The following is an 18,051-nucleotide window of genomic DNA, read 5'->3' on the forward strand; positions in this document are numbered from 1 at the left end:
GCATGAATATTTCTCTACCTGACTCAATGCGAACTTATATAGAAGCACAGGTAGCCCAAGGTGGTTATAGTACAGCTAGCGAGTATTTCCGTGAGTTAATTCGCCAAGACCAAAAACGTAAAGCTTCAGAACGTTTGGAAGCGATGTTATTAGAGGGTTTGGAATCGGGAAATCCTACCGCTATGACGGAGGAAAATTGGATGGAGATTCGTCAAGCTGTGCGATCGCGTATTTCCCAGAATCAGGGGTTGCAGGGAGAAAAATGACCTCGATCCAAAAACGTCCGCAAGTTATCCGCGATTTAATTGAATTGGCAACTTACATTGCGGAAGATAATATGGATGCTTCCGATCGCTTTCTTGTGTCGGCGGAAGAAACGTTTAAACAATTAGCCCAAACGCCAAAAATGGGAAAAGGCTGTCAATTTTCTCATCCGAATTTAATCGATGTGCGACAACAAGCTATTAAAGGTTTTAGAAGATATCTGATTTTCTACCGTCTCATAGACTCAGGGGTAGAAATTTTGCGTGTGATTCACGGAGCACGGGACATCGAAGATATTTTTGATAATGTTGATGAGAATGAATAAATCTTTAGTCTTGAGATGGGAAGTTGAAGAGCGATAGCCCTTCTGGATTGTTAGAAAGGGCGATCGCTCTTTTTTGACCACAGATGGACGCAGATTAACGCGGATGTCAGAAGGTCGATCGCTCGTTTGATGAATTATGGTCGATCGCCTTTCTGAATTATCCTGAGAAATGGCGATCGTTCCCTATTTCCTTTGCGAAGATTCTACCAGTTCTGATTCCTGAAGACGTTGCGATAATAGGCAATCTTCAAAGCTGAAAGCTTCTGAGTCTAGAAAACTAGCGATCGCCATTTCGATCGCAGCTTCCAGAGAGCATTCTAGCTGCGTAGCTTTTTCCATCAGGGCGACTTTCACATAGTCCGGCAAATGGGTCATCAGCGAATGAATAGCGGATGGTGGCAAGTGTTGGATGTTGAGGGTATGATTCATTGTTCTCTGGGGATTTTAACGTTGTAGGGAGGATTTGTAGCTTGCAGGATGAGGGTTTCTAATTCATATAATAACCCTGGTTTTTGCCATTGGTTGAGGGTAACAAAGGCGATCCTTACATCATCTGGATCGTAGCGATCGAGCCAGCCCCAGAGAAAGGCTTTGTGACCGCCTCGGAGTCGATCGCGGAGGTTCTTGGCTTTGCCGATGTAGAGCAATCCTTCGGTGCGATGTCGAAAGGCGTACAAACCAACTTTAGCAGGAATGGTGTCGAAGTCGCGGCTGAGGGGATTGCATCTATCGAAGGGGGTAAAGGCGAGAGTGTCGAGAATTTGGCGGGCTTCTTGCTGGATGGGGGTGGTCATGGAAATTGGGAGATGGAAGCGGTTATTCCATCCTACAAGCAGAAGCGAGATCCATTTTGGATAGTTCCAAAATGGATCTCGCTTTTATTTTTGGTGAGAGTTAGCGTCGGGCGATCGCTATAATTCCAAATAGCGCTGCAAAATCTCTTGAGCTTGGGAAAATAGCTCGGATTCCAATTGGCCGACTTGCTGTACTAATCTCGTTTTGTCGAAAGTCATGAGATCGACACAGACTAGCAAACTGTCTGCATCTAAACCATTTTGTGGGGATGCGGGTACTAATATTACAGCAGCAGAAATCCGAGGATCGTGAGCACGAGCGGAGGTAAACGGCAAAACAGTCACTTTGCTGCGTCGCTCGTTAAACAACGTACCAGAAATCACTAATGCCGGTCGCGTTTTGCGTATTTCTGTTCCTACTGACGGATCGAATCTAGCTATCCAGATACTTCCCAGTCGGTAATCGCTTGAGCTTGCCATTCCTCATCCCATCCTAAATCTAATTCGTCAATTAGCTTACAAGCTTCTGCTAAAGCTTGGTTTTCTTGTTGTTTTCGCCATTGTTTTAAGAGAGATTCGATCAAAGCACTGGGGTTTGGCGCTTTTTGATTGACGTATGTGAGTAAGTCATCTGGCAAGCTGATAGAGATGTTGCTCATTGGCTAATCAGAATAGTATTTTGGGATCATTTTAGCAATAATTGGCTGAACTGACAATTATTTGTGAGTTGAATGCAAAATAAGGGCGATCGCCCTTCTGAATTGTTAGAAAGGGCGATCGATCTTTTTTGACCGCAGATGGACGCAGATTAACGCGGATGTAAGAAGGGCGATCGATCGTTTGATGAATTATGGGCGATCGCCTGACACAATTTAGAAGAAATTAACTAATTCGGAATGCGACAGTCTGACCAAAAGTACCATTACTATTTGGTCTATGAACTTCTACGTGCAAGTGAGGACCTGTACTCCAACCCGAATTGCCACTGTACCCAATTAGCTGTCCTGCTTTGACAGTATTACCTTCCTTTATTCCCCCTGCTACTTTTGAACTAAATCCACGTTGTAGATGTAAGTAAGCAGAACGATATCCTCCATCATGCTCAATCGTAACTAAGTTTGCTTGATTCGCTTTTTCTGGGCCACCACCTGTGTCTGAATAGGCATCTATTACTCTTTTCACTGTACCTGAACGCATGGCATATACAGGTGTACCCAAGTTAACACCATAATCAATGGCATATTGCGCTCTGCCGGTATGTGAAGTTGAACCACCAGGTCCTTGTGTCAGGCTGCCAGCACCTTGTAAAGGATTATTGAATCCGACTAAAGGATTAAATGAAGTTGGATTAGCAAAGAGAGAAGGTTGAGAATTTGTATTATTCAAAAGTGGTTGATTACCAAGATTTTGAGTCTGATCAACTGGAATACCGCTACCTTCTTTGTAAGCAGTTGCCTTACCACCATTCCAGTAGATGTAGCCCTTATCAAAGTATTGAATGATATTCCCATTCCCCAGCCCCTTTTCTTCACTCTTCGGAGCTCCCAACCAGCCTTCTAAGCCACCTGTATTCAAGAATGCCTGACGGATGCCACCGTAAAGCGGAAAAGTTCCATTTTTACTGCTAATAATTGACCCTTTGTCAAATAGTTGATAGCTGGTACTACCATAATTGACGACATCTGAAATGGGATTGCCAAGTGTTCCTTTGTAATTCTGAAAAACAGGATAAAAATTGCCACTAATGGTGCGTCCATTGACAGAAATTGAACTAGGTGGAATTGGATTAATTGGGCCTGGGTTAACTGGCTGAGGTGCTGATACTTCTTTGGGAATCTGAATTGTAGCCCCAGCCTGAATCTTACTAGCCTCTGGAATATTGTTGCGTTTAGCAATCCAGTTGTAAGCAGCAGCAGAAGCATCGCCCATTGTGTCGAATGCAATTTGACTGAGGGTATCTCCAAACTTAAGAGTGTAAGATTGCCAATCATAGTATTTGCCATTGCCACTAAACTGATCGGCCGTCGCCCTTTCTAAGGGTGTCACCAGTCCTTCTAAACCCCAAGTTGTCGGACTCAAGAAAGGACTAGGCGTGTAACTTTGCGGCTTTGTTTCCTTCGCCACTTGCACAGCCTTATTCAAATTCACCACCCCAAAACCCGTTTCCTCATCCCATCCGGGCTCCTTCAAATCGATCGCACTTCCAGTCAAAACATCGATAACCTGAGTCACACTCAAAGCAGGATTGCTATCCCAAACCTTAGACAACATTCCCGCCGCCTTAGCTGCGGATGCCGAAGTTCCCGACATTTGACCGACATCATCGCCAACAGTCGATAAAGTCGGATTTTCAATTGTTCCACCGGGCACTAAAATATCCAAACCGTAGCCGTAACTCGAATAATCCGATCGCCCAAAACCATCCGACGAACCAACCGTGATAATATTGTCAAACTCCTGAGAAGATTGACCCAAAACCGACATCACACCGCCGTCATTACCAGCCGCTACAACCAACAGCACCCCATTTTGACGCGCATTTTCCAAAGCCGCACGCTCCCGCGCTGTAAACTCGTAACGAGTAGTAATGCTACCGTCAGCATTCTTTTGAGTTAAATCCAGGGGAAGAAGTGCGATCGCATTCTTCTTCTTTTGTCCCTTCGCTTCACTTACAAAATCAGTTAAAGCTAAATCCCATTCCCCCGAACCAATTGCCCGACTTAGGTAAACATTCGCCCCATCGTTGTAGCCATCAATCCCGATATCATTCCCTTGAATTGCACTTACTAAACCCCAGCTAAACGTGCCGTGTTCGTTCCCTTCTCCAGCATTTAACAACGGGTTGCTGTCTTTGTCGATGCGATCGCGCCCCAAGGTCACTTTAGAATAATCCAAATCGGGATTCTTCGCAGCAAACCCAGTATCGATGATGCCTACAAAAGTGCGATCGACCGTTGGCGCCACACTGATAGGGATAGGCGCTTCAGTGTCGATCGGTTGTTCAATTACAGGCAGTTTTGGGTCGATCTTAGGTGGTTGTGAAGGAGTTGGGGGGGCGATCGGAGGTTTTACTCTTACAGGCGGTGCGATCGCAACTGGCGGTACAACAGCAGGCGGTGTTGTCGCAACTGGCGGTGTTGTCTCAACTGGCGGTACAACAGCAGGTGGCGTTGTCGCAACTGGCGGTACAACAGCAGGCGGTGTTGTCGCAACTGGCGGTGTTGTCGGCGGTACAACAGCAGGCGGTGTTGTCGCAACTGGTGGCGTTGTCACAACTGGTGGCGTTGTCGGCGGTACAACAGCAGGCGGTGTTGTCGCAACTGGCGGTGTTGTCGCAACTGGCGGTGTTGTCGGCGGTACAACAGCAGGCGGTGTTGTCTCAACTGGTGGCGTTGTCGGCGGTACAACAGCAGGCGGTGTTGTCGCAACTGGCGGTACAACAGCAGGCGGTGTTGTCGCAACTGGCGGCATTGTCGGCGGTACAACAACTGGAGGTGTTGTCGGCGGTACAACAACTGGTGGCGTTGTCGCTACAGGCGGAGTTGTCGGCGGTACAACAACTGGCGGAGTTGTCGGCGGTACAACAACTGGTGGCGTTGTCGCTACAGGCGGTGTTGGAGTGACATACTCGATCAATTTCTTGCCGCCATCGAGTTTAGTCCAATCTTTGCTCTTATCGATCACTTTGTCGATCGACACAGCCTTACCAGTCGCACCAGTCAACTTGAAAACTAAATCGTTGTAATCTTTATCAGAACCCCGATCGACTCGCTGATCTTCCATCGCAAATGCCTTGCCGGTGCCAGTCACATCTGCTATTTGACCAAACAAAAAAGCATCATCTGGATTCAGGCTAGATAAAGATAATAACGGACGTTTGTCACCGTCCGCACCCGGATTGTTAAAGATATCTCGCACAGTACCATTTGGTACTAACATCACCGCAAAAGCATCTCCCGGTTTCATCCCAAATTTTTTCGCGCCACTGTACTGTCCCTCGTTATAGTTTTCCTCTCCTAAACCGCCGTTAAATAGCGGATTTGCACCTTCTATGGAGTCAGAAATTACGACGTGACCAAAGGTAGAATTTGTCAGAGCTCGTCTTGCTGATTCTTTGATAAATTCCTCAGAATTAGGATCGAAGTTCTCCATACCTTGTACGCTAAAAATGGCAACTTCACCTTTATAATTGCCGCCGTCATGTAGCCAGTCAAAACCAACTTGACCAGTTGAATCGGGAGTGAAGAAACCGGAGGTAACGCCTAAGCCTGTCAGCGGATCGACTTTTCCGTCTGGGGTTAAAGTAACTTGATAATTTGTATCGCGCGAAGGTGCAGAGATTTTTAGTGCATAATTTGTTGCGCCCAAATTATCGATGCTAAAAGTGCCCGAATTTGTGCCGTTGGTTTCGATATCTTTGACGACTTTTCCCTGAGTGTCGAGAAGCTGCATCCCAACAATGGAACTAAATCCGACCGCCGTAACTCGAAAGCTACCCGGATTCAGCCGATTAAAACGATAGGTGTCTGTGGGGTCAGTTTTACCTGCGAAGTCGATCGAGATATAGTTGTCGCTTAAATTGCCGATCGATATATTAGACATGGTGCACCTTGATTAATCCAATAATTTGGGCTGACATTTATCTATCAGAGGTGCGTCGGAGTTTTTATGCGAAGTTTCTGTTTTTGTAATATAACTTTACACAGAGGGTGGGTCAAACTCGCTGAACTTCCGCCGCTACTTATCTATCAGGAGTGCGTCGGAGTTTTTATGCGAAGTTTCTGTTTTTGTAATATAACTTTACATAGAAGGTACGATCGTCAGAAAAGCCAGTCTTGAACAGGCAAGATGCCTGTTCCACAATCATTATTGGAGAGGCTTAGTGGACTTATTTAACCCACGTAGGTGGGTTTTGTTTGTGTAGGCGCGGTTTCCAACCGCAGGCTAAAAAATCTCCCCAACAATCATTCCCGCCAATATGACAAACCCAACCCAAACATTTTGGCGAAAGATTTCACCGTAAACAGGCTTGGGAATATCCGCCTTCCGCAGTTGACTGTACTGCAAAAACCACAAAATTGCCGCCGCACAAATTGCTATCCAAAAACCGACGTGCAAGTGCAGATTAATTCCCGTTGCTGCTAACAAACCGACAGTACCAACAAAGAAAAAACCCACAGCATTAGTTACGTTATCCCCGAAAAAGATAGCGCTGGAATTGACGCCCACACGCAAGTCATCTTCTTTGTCGCTCATCGCGTAAACTGTATCAAATCCCATCGTCCACAAGACTACTGCACCCCACAACAACCAAGTGGCTAATTCTAATTTATTGACGGCGGCACTCCAACTAATTAAAACTGCAAATCCCCAGGCAATTGATAACACTAATTGCGGCACGGGAAAAAATCTTTTTGCTAGCGGGTAACAGATAATTACTGGTACGGCGGCGACACACAGCCAGAAACTTAAAGGATTGAGATAAAAAGCGAGAATGGCGGCGCAAGCAAAGGAAATTACAGCGACTCCGATCGCAGTTTGCACTTTTAGGGCGCGGGATGCAAGGGGGCGCGATCGCGTTCTTTCTACTTCCGGGTCAATATCGCGATCCCACAAGTCGTTGATGACGCATCCCGCCGCACTCGTGGCTAAGGTACCCAACACTATCACCCCTACCAATGCGGAGGGCGGCTTTCCGTCTGCTGCTAAAAAGACGGCCCACAGGGCTGGAATCATTAAAATTAGCCTTCCTGCTGGCTTGTCCCATCTCAACAGCCGGATGATAGTAAGTAGTGTAGATTCAGATTGGCGATCGGGCTCTATAAGCATTTCAATTCTAGATTTTAGATTTTTAGCTTTAAATTCTATCAAATTTTAGGCAAAATCACCTACTATAGCGGTTCTCAAAAAAGTGATGTATGTCCCGATGCCCTCTTTGCCCCATGCCCGATGCCCCATGCCCGATGCCCTATGCCCTAATTCCCGATTTTTGCTGATTTAAGATCGCGCCTCACTGGATTCGTGAAATAATTATAAATATCTGTCAACCCCGATACACTCCAATGGTTAATTCACTTGCTGCTGCGGAGTCAAATCGCATTATTGCCGCTATTGATATGGGTACTAACTCGTTTCATATGGTGGTGGCGCGGATCGATCCGAAATTGCCTGCGTTTGCGATTATTGCTAGAGAAAAAGATACGGTTCGGTTGGGTGATTGTGAGGCTAAAACAGGGTGTTTGAAGTCTGAAGTGATGGAAAGGGCGATCGCAACTTTGCGCCGTTTTCAAGATATTGCTAAAACTTTTAATGCTGAACAAGTCATCGCTGTGGCTACCAGTGCGGTTCGAGAAGCGCCTAACGGGCGGGATTTTCTCAAACAAGTTGCTGACGAATTAGACTTGAATGTGAGCTTAATTTCCGGACAAGAAGAAGCGCGGAGAATTTATCTCGGTGTTCTTTCGGGAATGGAATTTAACAATCAATCGCAGGTGATTATTGATATTGGTGGCGGTTCTACTGAGTTAATTTTAGGAGATAGTTCTGAACCGCGCTGTCTCACCAGTACCAAAATTGGTGCTGTGCGCTTAACAGGAGAATTTGTCAAAACTGACCCGATTAGCCGGGAGGAGTTTGCCTATTTGCAAGCTTATATTCGGATTTCGCTGGAAAGACCGATCGACGAATTGCGATCGCAATTCAAGATAGGCGAACATCTGCGCTTGATCGGCACTGCGGGAACCATCGAAACTCTGGCTGCAATTAACGCTCGCGAAAAGTTGGGAACAGTTCCGAGTCCGCTGGCTGGATATCAGTTAAGTTTAAAAGATTTGCGCGAGCTAGTCAATCGTTTCCGCAAACTTTCCTACTCCGAAAGGCTGGCGATTCCCGGAATGTCGGATAAGCGGGCGGAAATTATTCTCGCCGGGGCGTTGATTTTGCAGGAAGCGATGGCATTATTAGGTATGGAATCCCTCACGGTGTGCGATCGATCTTTAAGAGAAGGCGTCATTGTTGACTGGATGCTAAGTCGGGGTTTGATTGAAAACCGATTGCGCTATCAAGGTTCAATCCGCCAGCGCAGTGTTCTGCACATGGCCCAAAAATATCAAGTTAACTTACAACAAAGCGAAAGAACCGCCGAATTTGCACTCAATTTATTCGACCAAACCCAAGGAATTCTGCACAATTGGGGAAGCGAAGAACGCGAGTTGCTGTGGGCGGCATCGATTCTGCATAACAGCGGTTTGTACGTCAGCCATTCGGCGCACCACAAGCATTCTTACTATTTAATTCGCAATGGTGAATTATTGGGATACACTGAAACTGAGATTGAAGTAATTGCCAATATAGCTCGCTATCACCGGAAAAATCCTCCAAAAAAGAAACACGAAAATTTTGTCATTCTCCCGAAAAGATACCGAGAAGTCGTTAGTAAATTGCATCCATTTCTGCGGTTGGCTGTGGCTTTGGATAGGCGGCAGATTGGGGCAATTACTGATTTCAAATGCGAACACCGCCCGGAAGTTCGAGAGTTTCACTTGCGGCTGCAACCGCTCAATCCCGGTGACGATTGTGCTTTGGAACTGTGGAGTTTAGATTATAAAAAGCCGTGTTTTGAGGATGAGTACAATCTGAAATTAGTGGCAACTTTAGAGCCTACTTTGGTGGCAGTTTAAATAGGAGGTAGAGCAACTGTAGGGTGCGTCAGGCAAAAATTATCTGTATGTCGTCAAAACATTTAGTCCTGACGCACCCTACAATAACTAACCGTAGGGTGCGTCAGGCGAAAAAATTAGCAATGTCAGAAAAGATTCAGTCCTGACGCACCCGACAATAACGATAATAACCAACCATAGAGTGCGTCAGCCGAAGATTATCTGTCTGTCCATAACTAACCGTAGGGTGCGTCAGGCGAAAAAATCAGCAATGTCAGAAAACATTCAGTCCTGACGCACCCGACAATAACTAACGACTACTAACTCAATATTATGTCGAACTACCGGAGAGCCACGATACCCGGAGCAACCTACTTTTTCACCCAAGTCACTTATCAAAGAATTCCTTGGCTGTGCAGCGATATTGCTCGGGAATCTTTACGAAAATCCCTGCTCCGAGTCCAGCAACTTTACCCTTTTTCAATTGAGGCAATTGTTTTATTGCCAAATCACATACATTGTATTTGGACACTACCAGAGGGTGATAACAATTATGCAACTCGTTGGCGATTCATTAAAACTTTTGTCACACATGAATGCGCTGATAAATTAGGAATACAAGCCGAAATTAGCCCATCTCGAAAAAAACGGAAAGAAAGAAATCTTTGGCAGCGAAGATTTTGGGAACATTTAATTAGAGATGAAACAGACTATGCTAATCATTGCAATTATATTCATTACAATCCAGTCAAACATGGTTTATGCCAGTCCCCCAAAGATTGGCAATATTCTAGCTTCCATCGATTTGTTGCCCAAAGCATTTATCCTGAAGATTGGGGAGCAAATGACATCCCAGATATTCCGGCACATATTGGTCACGAGTAGTGAGTCCGTAGGGTGCGTCAGGCGAAGATTCTCTGTCTATCGTTCAAAATTTTACAACTGACGCACCCTACAATAACTACAATAACTAACCGTAGGGTGCGTCAGGCGAAGATTCTCTGTCTATCGTTTAAAATTTTTACAACAGACGCACCCTACAATAACTAACCGTAGGGTGCGTCAGCCGAAGATTCTCTGTCTATCGTTTAAAATTTTTACAACAGACGCACCCTACAATGAGTTGCCAATTTCAACATTTTCAACATAAAATAGACAAATGTCAAATCCCTTGCTTTCCCTCAACTACGAACCCGCCCTCGAATCCCTCGGTGGCGACTACTTTGATGAAGTCCCGGCGGCAGATTTTCCGCAGCACATCCTCCGCTTCCGCAACGACCAATTATTGCCGACATTGGGCTTAGATCCGGCACAAGTAACCGACGAAGATTTCATTCAAGCATTCGGCAAATTTCACTGCGTGCGTCCCTTTCTCGCACTCCGCTACCACGGCTATCAATTCAACGAATACAACCCGAATTTAGGCGACGGTAGAGGCTTTTTGTACGGCCAAGTTCGCGGTACTGATGGCAGACTTTACGACTTCGGCACTAAAGGTTCCGGCCGCACTCCCTACTCGCGCAGCGCTGATGGTAGACTCACTCTCAAGGGGGGAGTTCGCGAAGTTTTGGCGGCTGAAGCTTTGCACCGATTGGGAGTTCGCACGTCTCGCTGTTTTAGTTTGGTTGAAACGGGTGATGCTTTGTGGCGGGGTGATGAACCTTCTCCGACGCGATCGTCCGTGATGGTGCGTTTTAGCCACTCTCACATCCGCTTTGGCACTTTTGAAAGGCTAAATTATATCCGTCGCCCGGACTTAATTAAAAAACTTTTAGATTTTGTCATTGAATATTACTATCCTAAACTGCATCTAGAAGCTAGCAATTCTGGTATTTCACCGGAAGAAAAGTATGCGCTATTTTATGCGGATTTAGTCAAGCGTGTAGCCGAATTGGTCGCTCAGTGGATGGCGGCAGGTTTTTGTCATGCGGTGCTGAATACTGATAATATGTCGATTACTGGTGAAAGTTTTGATTACGGGCCTTTTGCGTTTATTCCGACTTATAATCCGAAGTTTACAGCAGCTTATTTTGACTATTATGGTCTTTATGCTTACGGCAATCAACCGTTTATTTGTCACGGGAATTTGGAGAAGCTTCAGCAACCGCTAGCAGCCGCTATTCCTAAAGCTGATATGGATGCTGCTTTGGCTAAGTTTGGTGGGTATTATAATACTACTTACCGACAGTTGATGCTGAATAGGTTGGGATTTGAGGATTTGTCTGAGGCTGATGGTGATGAGCTTTTGAAGCTGACAATTAAGATGCTGGCGGAGTCTCAAGTTGATTATCATGATTTCTTTTTTCAATTGCGAAGACAGTTTAATCGCACTTGGCGAGATGATGTCAATCAAATTTTTAGCGAGGCCGAAGCGACGGAGTTGTTAGCACCTTGGCGGGAGTTTTATTGTCACGTTTTGCAAAGTTTATCGGCGGATGATATGGATAAGATGGCGGACAGGTTGCGCCAGCACAATCCGGAACAATCGCTGTTGAGGCCGACGATTGAGGCTGTTTGGGAACCGATCGCTCTTGAGGATAATTGGCAACCTTTTTATGATTTGGTTGAGCGAATTCAAAATCCAGAGGGTTAGTAAGGTACGTTGTTGCGCTTCAGCGCTCTTTCTTATATATATGCAAAAGAGCGCTGAAGCGCAACTACGTACCTAAGAATTATTTGAGTTTGTCAATCTCAAATTGTGCGTCTTTGTAACCGCCGGTAAGTCCTTGATCGAGAAAGATTTTGCCTGCTTTCTCGAAATCGCTAATTGCTCCTGCTTTGTCTCCTAACGATCGCCTAACCATGCCTCTACCGTAGTAAGCACCAGCATAATTCGGATTGATCCGAATGGCTTGCACGTAATCGGCGATCGCACTATTGGAATTATTTAACTGCTGGTAAACCTTGGCCCGATTGGCGTAAGCTTCAGCATCGTTGGGATTGAGCCCGATTGCTGCGGTAAAATCGGCGATCGCCCCCTGTGTATCTCCCCCGGCACTGCGAGCTAAACCGCGATTGCTGAAAGCATTATAATCCTTGGGATTTAGTGTTGTCGCTTGAGTGCAATCGGCAATTGCTTTCGGGTAATCCTTCAAATTTAAATAAGCAATACAGCGATTGTTATAGGGAACCCCATCTTCCTCGCTTAGCGAAATTGCCTGAGTGCAATCGTCAATTGCGGCTTGATGAGCTCCTAAATTCAACTGCGTGCTGCAACGATTCGCGTAAGCATCTCCACTCTTGGGATCGATCGCAATTACCTGACTATAATCCGCCAATGCTCCCTGATAATCTCCTAGGTGAAAGCGCGCTCTCCCCCGACTGTACAAAGCATCCACATTCTGAGCATCGAGCTTAATTGCCTCAGTATAATCTCCAATCGCCCCCTGCAAATCGCTGCTCCCAGCCCGAGCCAACCCCCGCGAATGATAAGCTTTAACCAAGTTCGGCTGCAACCGAATTACTTCAGTCAAATCCCCAATAGCCGTCTTGTAATCTTGCATTTCTAAATAAGTCACTCCTCTTTCATAGTAGGCATCAACATCGTTGGGCTGGAGCTTCAAAACCTGAGTGTAATCCTCAATCGCTCCGCGCTTATCGTTGAAATCGCGACGGGCCAGCCCTCGGTTAAAATAAGCCTTAAAATATTGAGGATTGAGAGCGATCGTCTGAGAATAATCGGCAATTGCTTCTTGATATTTTTTTAAATCATAATTAGCATTACCCCGCTGATAAAAACTCTCACCATTGTTAGGATTTAATTGAATTGATTTGTCAAAAGCCTGCAAAGCTGCTGCCGCATCTTGATTGCGAGACTTTGCTACTCCCTTTTCGTAATATTCCTTGGCTTTGATCGGATTCGGGCGGCTGCAATAATTAAACAGAAATACCATAGCAATCGCCCCGCAGCCAGCGAATATCAGCCACCAAAACCGACTTCCCAAACCTGAAGAAAAAGTATTGGAAGACAGTAAGCTCGACGGAGAAATATTTTTATTTTGAGCCGTATTTCCAGGCTCTTGGCGGTGTTTCAGCTTGCTGAGAGCGGCCAAAACTTCCTCAGCCGATGGATAGCGTTTGCTAAATTGGTGGCAGACCATTTTGTCAATTATATTTGCCAGTGCCTGAGAACATTGAGCTCGGTTTCGCCAAACAATTTCCCCAGTGTGAGAAGGACTCGGATCTTGCAATTTTGGCAAATCCGTACCGGGCAAACCAGTGATAGCTTGGATCGCCATCATCCCGACGGCATAGAGGTCGCTGCTAAATTGCGGGTTGCCTTGAAATTGTTCGATCGGCATATAAGCCGGAGTTCCCGTCGCAATGGTGCGCGGAAATTCTGTATCGTACTCGCTGGCGTGATTGGCAACTTCTTTAACCGAGCCGAAGTCAATTAAAACTAATTTGCCGTCTGGTTTGCGGCGGATTAAGTTGGAGGGATTAACATCGCGGTGAATCACTCCCTGAGAGTGTACGAAAGCGAGAACTTTTAACACTTCTTCCAACAGATCCAGCACTCTTTCTTCGCGCCAAGGTTGACCGGCCACAATTTCCCGATTGAGGGCGTGGCCGGGTACAAATTCTTCTACGAGGTAGAATTGATTGCTTTCTTCAAAATAAGCTAGTAAAAAAGGAATTTGATCGTGTTTTCCCAGTTTTTCTAATATTTCTGCTTCTTGTTTAAATAATCGGTAAGCTGTTTTGAGAACTGTGGAAGTGTTGCTGGGAGGGCGCAGTTGTTTGACTACACATTGAGGGTGACCTGGGCGGCGAGTATCGACTGCTAAATAAGTTTGTCCGAAGGCTCCCGAGCTGAGGATTTGGACTACGCGATAACGCCTGTCTAAAAGTTGACCAACCATGTTCATATCGGAATTTGAGAAGTGGTAATTGGTAATTGGTAATTGATAATTGCGAATTGGTAACTGGGAAGGGGGAGTTGGTAATGGGTAATTCGTAATTGGTGATTTTTGCTGTTTCCTTTTTTGTTCTTGATTTTTCATTTTTGCTAATGACATTTGACAGTTGACAGTTGACAGTTGGCAGTTGGCGGTTGACGGTTGACGGTTGACGGTTGACGGTTGACGGTTGACTGATAACGTTCGCGAGCGGGGACGATCGCACTACTGACTAATGACTGATTACTAATGACTGATGACGTTCGCGAGCGGGGACGATCGCACTACTGACTAATGACACTAATGACTGATAACGTTCGCGAGCGGGGACGATCGCACTACTGACTAATGACTGATTACTAATGACTGATAACCAATAACCAATAACCAATAACCAATGACTAATGACTAATGACTAATAGTTTATTTAGAATCTTTGATCTGTGCTTGTGCGTTTTGAAAACCATCGGCTCTTCCTTGTTCTAGAAACAGTGTTGCAGCTTTCTGAAAATCCTCGATCGCCCCAGCCCGATCTTTGAGTTGGCGGCGGACGAGACCTCGGCTGTAAAAAGCGCTAGCATTGTTGGGGTTGAGCCGTAGCGACTGAGCGAAATCCTCAACCGCTAAAGGGTAATTTTTGAGTTCTGAGTAAATAGTACCGCGATTGCTGTAAGCTACTGCATCGCTGGGATTGAGCTTAATTGCTTGAGTGAAATCTTCGACGGCCCCCTGCTTGTCTCCTGAAGCCGATCGAGCTAATCCTCGATTGCTGTATGCTTTGGGATTGTTGCTGTTGAGTCCGATCGTCAAACTGCAATCTTCGCTGGCCTTTTGAAATTGCTTTAAATTCAGATGAGCAATGCAGCGGTTGTTGTAAGCTGCCTCATCTTTGGGATCGAGGCGAATTGCTCGGCTGCAATCTTCAATCGCTTTGTCGTAGGTTGCTAAATTTAAGTAAGCGCTGCACCGATTGGTATAAGCATCAGCTTGGTTCGGTTCCAATTCGATCGCCCTACTGTAATCTTCCATCGCTCCTTGATAATCTGCTAGATTAAAGCGCGATCGACCCCGACTGTAGTAAACCCCAGCTTCCTTGGGGCTAATTTGAATCGCTTGGGTAAAATCCGCCATTGCTCCGGTTTTGTCGCCGTCGGCCGATCGAGCTAAACCCCGATTGCTGTATGCTGTAGCATCGTTGGGATTGAGCCGAATTGCTTGAGTGTAGTCTTCAATTGCCGCGCGGTAGTCTGCCAAATCGTAATAGGCTAAACCCCGCTGATAATATATGTCACCGTTGTTAGGATTGAGCCGCAATACTTGGGTAAAATCTTCCAGAGCCCCCCGCTTGTCGCCGGTGTCGCGGCGGGCGAGAGCTCGATTGTAGATGGCTTTGGTGTGGCTGGGATTGACTTTAAGTGCTTGGGTGTAATCGGCAATTGCTTGCTCGGTGGCGCCCATGTCGTAGCGAGCGTTAGCCCGCTTGTAGAAAGTTTCGGCATCGCTGGAATTGAGGGCGATCGCTTGGGTATAATCGGCGATCGCGCCTGTTTTGTCACCTTGCTGCGCCTTCGCAACACCGCGGGCGAACAATTCTTTGGCCCTCGCCGGACTTTGACTGTGCCAAAAGTAAATTATCAGTGCTGTCAATATCGAAGCTGCGGCTATGGCTGCAAACAGCAACAGTTTGGTTGGGCGCTGTCTCGGCTGAAATTGATTTATCGTGTCGGTGATGATGGTGGCTGGCGATCGCCCAGCCTCCCATTTTACAGCGATTTGTTGGAGGTCTGCCAAAACTTCGGCGGCTTCCTGATATCGTTCCTCGCAGTCGGAGCGCACCATTCGATCGATAATATCTGCTAGAGCCGCCGAACAAGTCGCCCGATCGCGCCAGGAAATTTCGCCTTGGTTTTTTAAGGCACTCAGTTTCTCGGGCGATAGTCCCGTTACCGCAAGCTGGGCGATCGTACCTAGAGCATAGATGTCGCTATTGTAGCGGGGGTTGCCTTGCGATTGCTCGATCGGCACATATAATGTTTCAGCAGCCAACTCCGGTTTTTTTCCCAAAGGCTTTTTAACAGAATTTGGGGATGTTGGCGCCAACAAATGAGAATTAACGAGCTCCGGGTTAATTTCTTTGTCTAAGCTAAAGTCAATCAACACAAATTTGCCGTCTGACTCGCGTCGAATTGTTCTGTCTGGTTGAATTCGGCGGTGAATGAAACCGTTGGAGTGTATAAACACCAAAACTTCTAATATGGATGATAGCAAAGCAATTACTTCGTCTTCAGCCCAAGGTTCACCAGGTATAAATTCTTGGCTTAAAGGTTGACCGGCAATAAATTCTTCTATTAAGTATAAACTTTGGTTTTCCTCAAAATACGCCAACAATTCGGGGATTTTGTCGTGTTTGCCCAATTTTTCTATTATTTCTGCATTTCTTTGAAATATAATTTTGACTAATTCTGGAGTTTGCGAACTGGTGCCGAGGAGCCGCATTTCTCTAACCGTGCATTGCGGATACCCGGGACGGTGAGTATCTGCTGCTATATAAGTTTTTCCCACTTCACTTGAGTCTGTGACTTTAATGATGCGGTAACGTCTGTCGAGAAGTTGACCAATCATGCTCTGCCCTCTACCCTGTTAATGTTCGATTATCGCATACAATCATAAAAACAATACGGGATGCGGGAAACTCAGAGACTTCAGTCCTGAGAGGGAAGCGGCACGAGGGAATGAGAGTCCCCGTCTTCTTTCTTTCTTTCTTTCTTTCTTTCTTTCTAAATTTTGTTGATGAACCTTGAGATATCTAGTATAATAGCTGAAAGCAGACAAGTCAACCAATATTCAGGAAAACAGAGGTGAATAAAACCAAAAAAACAATGGGAGTTCAGCAAATATTACTGTCTCCAACCAAAGAAGTTCAAGCCTTGTTAGAGTATCTCTGTCAACAATCAGGTAAACTGTATAACAGTGGTGTTTATTTAGCTCGTCAGATTTTTTTCAAAACAGGAAAATTGTTGACTGGAAAATTTGACTTATCTTTTGAACCATCAGTTACAAAATCAATGGTTGCTAAATCATTGCCATCAACACCAATGCAGCAAACATTGATGTCAGTAACAGAAGCCTTCAAATCTTTTAAAGAATTAAGAGATTTATATATCAAAGGTCAATTACATTTTAACCCCAAGCCACCGGGATACCTGAAAAACTCTAAGTTGTTTAAAGTAGCTTATCCCAATTCTGGAGGTTTAAGACCAAAACTTGTTGGCAATCAGTTAAGGTTTTCCTTGGGTTTAACAGTAAGGCGATGGTTTGGAGTTTCTGAATTCTTTTTGCCTATGCCATCGAATCTTGATTTTTCTCAAGTGAAAGAGTTTACAATTCTCCCGAAAAATGGTTATTTTTACCTGGAAATGTCCTACGAGGTTGAAAAACAACAACATAATTTAGACATTGGTCAAGCATTGTCAATTGACTTAGGAACTTCTGACAATTTAGCAGCTTGTGTCGATACGCTGGGAAACTCTTTATTGATTGATTCTCGTGCAATGAAAGCGATGAATCAATTGTGGAACAAGAAAGTAGCAACTAGAAAAGAAGGAAAACCAGAAGGTTACTGGGATAATTGGCTAGACCGTGTAACTCGCAAACGCAATCACCAAATGCGTGATGGCATCAATAAATCTGCAAAGTTAATTGTCAACCATTGTCTGAAATACGGAATTGGCACACTGATAGTTGGGTGGAATGAAGGCTTTAAGTCTAACAGTAATCTCGGTAAACTGAACAATCAAAAATTTGTTCAAATGCCTTTAGGTAAGCTAAAAAATAGGTTGAAAGAACTGTGCGATTTGCACGGAATCAGATTTCTTAAAACCGAAGAAGCATATACTTCAAAAGCTAGTTTTCTTGATGGTGACTCCCTACCCAAATATGGTCAAAAACCAACTGGGTGGAAAGCATCTGGAAAGCGGATTAAACGTGGCTTATATCAGTCAGATAATGGCATAATTGTGAATGCAGACTTAAATGGTGCTGCCAAGTGCGATTCGTTCAGTCGAAACCGAGAAATCGGGGGATGACTGGCTTCTACAGGGTAATCCATCAGG

Annotated in this window: 14 protein-coding genes; 6 read left to right on the top strand and 8 right to left on the bottom strand. The window is 45.3% G+C overall.

Translation table 11 applies throughout. The annotated features are described in order from the left end of the window. Window positions 1-2: 2 nt before the first annotated feature. Both JGK14_RS16795 and JGK14_RS16800 read left to right on the top strand, forming a co-directional pair. Window positions 3-266: a type II toxin-antitoxin system ParD family antitoxin gene (locus tag JGK14_RS16795; RefSeq protein ID WP_293178653.1), complete on the top strand. Its 264-nt coding sequence runs from the start codon at window positions 3-5 to the stop codon at window positions 264-266. After that, window positions 263-589, top strand: coding sequence for a type II toxin-antitoxin system RelE/ParE family toxin (locus JGK14_RS16800; protein WP_293207609.1), 327 nt, complete (start codon window positions 263-265; stop codon window positions 587-589). Before JGK14_RS16795 ends, JGK14_RS16800 begins: the two co-directional genes overlap by 4 nt. Before the next feature lie 183 nt (window positions 590-772). Here the strand turns inward: JGK14_RS16800 and JGK14_RS16805 are convergent, their stop codons facing one another. The 6 genes from JGK14_RS16805 to JGK14_RS16830 form a co-directional block, all read right to left on the bottom strand. Next, entirely contained in the window at window positions 773-1,018 is a 246-nt protein-coding gene (locus tag JGK14_RS16805) for a hypothetical protein (RefSeq protein WP_293198317.1), read from the bottom strand. Next, a complete protein-coding gene (locus JGK14_RS16810; RefSeq protein ID WP_293218770.1) occupies window positions 1,015-1,383 on the bottom strand; it encodes a GIY-YIG nuclease family protein in 369 nt (122 codons plus the stop codon). Before JGK14_RS16810 ends, JGK14_RS16805 begins: the two co-directional genes overlap by 4 nt. A 117-nt stretch (window positions 1,384-1,500) precedes the next feature. After that, window positions 1,501-1,863: a type II toxin-antitoxin system PemK/MazF family toxin gene (locus JGK14_RS16815; RefSeq protein ID WP_293178661.1), complete on the bottom strand. Its 363-nt coding sequence runs from the start codon at window positions 1,861-1,863 to the stop codon at window positions 1,501-1,503. Beyond that, window positions 1,821-2,042 (bottom strand): hypothetical protein, encoded by a 222-nt coding sequence (locus JGK14_RS16820; RefSeq protein ID WP_293193499.1) that lies wholly within the window; start codon window positions 2,040-2,042, stop codon window positions 1,821-1,823. The genes JGK14_RS16815 and JGK14_RS16820 overlap by 43 nt, the downstream gene beginning before the upstream one ends. Window positions 2,043-2,265: 223 nt before the next feature. Then, complete coding sequence (locus tag JGK14_RS16825; RefSeq protein ID WP_325315290.1) at window positions 2,266-5,985, bottom strand: S8 family serine peptidase; 3,720 nt, start codon at window positions 5,983-5,985, stop codon at window positions 2,266-2,268. Between the two features lie 342 nt (window positions 5,986-6,327). After that, entirely contained in the window at window positions 6,328-7,212 is an 885-nt protein-coding gene (locus JGK14_RS16830; RefSeq protein ID WP_325315291.1) for a 4-hydroxybenzoate solanesyltransferase, read from the bottom strand. Between the two features lie 233 nt (window positions 7,213-7,445). On the opposite strand from JGK14_RS16830, the gene JGK14_RS16835 reads away from it, so the two are divergent. From JGK14_RS16835 to JGK14_RS16845, 3 genes are all read left to right on the top strand, one after another. Continuing rightward, a complete protein-coding gene (locus tag JGK14_RS16835; protein WP_293207603.1) occupies window positions 7,446-9,062 on the top strand; it encodes a Ppx/GppA phosphatase family protein in 1,617 nt (538 codons plus the stop codon). Between the two features lie 312 nt (window positions 9,063-9,374). Further along, the gene (locus JGK14_RS16840; protein ID WP_293178682.1) at window positions 9,375-9,926 is read left to right on the top strand and encodes an REP-associated tyrosine transposase; all 552 of its coding nucleotides are present in this window, start codon (window positions 9,375-9,377) and stop codon (window positions 9,924-9,926) included. Window positions 9,927-10,200: 274 nt separating this feature from the next. Next, window positions 10,201-11,634, top strand: a complete 1,434-nt coding sequence (locus JGK14_RS16845) for a protein adenylyltransferase SelO (protein ID WP_293271326.1) — start codon at window positions 10,201-10,203, stop codon at window positions 11,632-11,634. 79 nt (window positions 11,635-11,713) lie between these two features. Here the strand turns inward: JGK14_RS16845 and JGK14_RS16850 are convergent, their stop codons facing one another. Beyond that, window positions 11,714-13,903 carry a tetratricopeptide repeat protein gene (locus JGK14_RS16850; protein ID WP_442921460.1) on the bottom strand — a complete coding sequence of 730 codons (2,190 nt, stop codon included), beginning with the start codon at window positions 13,901-13,903 and terminating at the stop codon, window positions 11,714-11,716. Window positions 13,904-14,362: 459 nt separating this feature from the next. Continuing rightward, entirely contained in the window at window positions 14,363-16,561 is a 2,199-nt protein-coding gene (locus tag JGK14_RS16855) for a tetratricopeptide repeat protein (RefSeq protein WP_325315292.1), read from the bottom strand. A 236-nt stretch (window positions 16,562-16,797) separates the two neighbouring features. On the opposite strand from JGK14_RS16855, the gene JGK14_RS16860 reads away from it, so the two are divergent. Continuing rightward, window positions 16,798-18,024 carry an RNA-guided endonuclease InsQ/TnpB family protein gene (locus JGK14_RS16860; RefSeq protein WP_293193506.1) on the top strand — a complete coding sequence of 409 codons (1,227 nt, stop codon included), beginning with the start codon at window positions 16,798-16,800 and terminating at the stop codon, window positions 18,022-18,024. The last annotated feature ends 27 nt before the right edge of the window (window positions 18,025-18,051 follow it).

Origin of the sequence: Microcoleus sp. PH2017_28_MFU_U_A (assembly GCF_020738035.1) — a bacterium.
Taxonomy (GTDB): domain Bacteria; phylum Cyanobacteriota; class Cyanobacteriia; order Cyanobacteriales; family Microcoleaceae; genus Microcoleus.

Bases quoted from the DNA above. Each gene is read 5' to 3' on its own strand.
- JGK14_RS16815 (WP_293178661.1), bottom strand. From the start codon at position 1,863: ATGGCAAGCTCAAGCGATTACCGACTGGGAAGTATCTGGATAGCTAGA.
- JGK14_RS16800 (WP_293207609.1), top strand. From the start codon at position 263: ATGACCTCGATCCAAAAACGTCCGCAAGTTATCCGCGATTTAATTGAA.
- JGK14_RS16825 (WP_325315290.1), bottom strand. From the start codon at position 5,985: ATGTCTAATATATCGATCGGCAATTTAAGCGACAACTATATCTCGATC.
- JGK14_RS16810 (WP_293218770.1), bottom strand. From the start codon at position 1,383: ATGACCACCCCCATCCAGCAAGAAGCCCGCCAAATTCTCGACACTCTC.
- JGK14_RS16820 (WP_293193499.1), bottom strand. From the start codon at position 2,042: ATGAGCAACATCTCTATCAGCTTGCCAGATGACTTACTCACATACGTC.
- JGK14_RS16840 (WP_293178682.1), top strand. From the start codon at position 9,375: ATGTCGAACTACCGGAGAGCCACGATACCCGGAGCAACCTACTTTTTC.
- JGK14_RS16795 (WP_293178653.1), top strand. From the start codon at position 3: ATGAATATTTCTCTACCTGACTCAATGCGAACTTATATAGAAGCACAG.
- JGK14_RS16830 (WP_325315291.1), bottom strand. From the start codon at position 7,212: ATGCTTATAGAGCCCGATCGCCAATCTGAATCTACACTACTTACTATC.
- JGK14_RS16835 (WP_293207603.1), top strand. From the start codon at position 7,446: ATGGTTAATTCACTTGCTGCTGCGGAGTCAAATCGCATTATTGCCGCT.
- JGK14_RS16845 (WP_293271326.1), top strand. From the start codon at position 10,201: ATGTCAAATCCCTTGCTTTCCCTCAACTACGAACCCGCCCTCGAATCC.
- JGK14_RS16855 (WP_325315292.1), bottom strand. From the start codon at position 16,561: ATGATTGGTCAACTTCTCGACAGACGTTACCGCATCATTAAAGTCACA.
- JGK14_RS16805 (WP_293198317.1), bottom strand. From the start codon at position 1,018: ATGAATCATACCCTCAACATCCAACACTTGCCACCATCCGCTATTCAT.
- JGK14_RS16850 (WP_442921460.1), bottom strand. From the start codon at position 13,903: ATGGTTGGTCAACTTTTAGACAGGCGTTATCGCGTAGTCCAAATCCTC.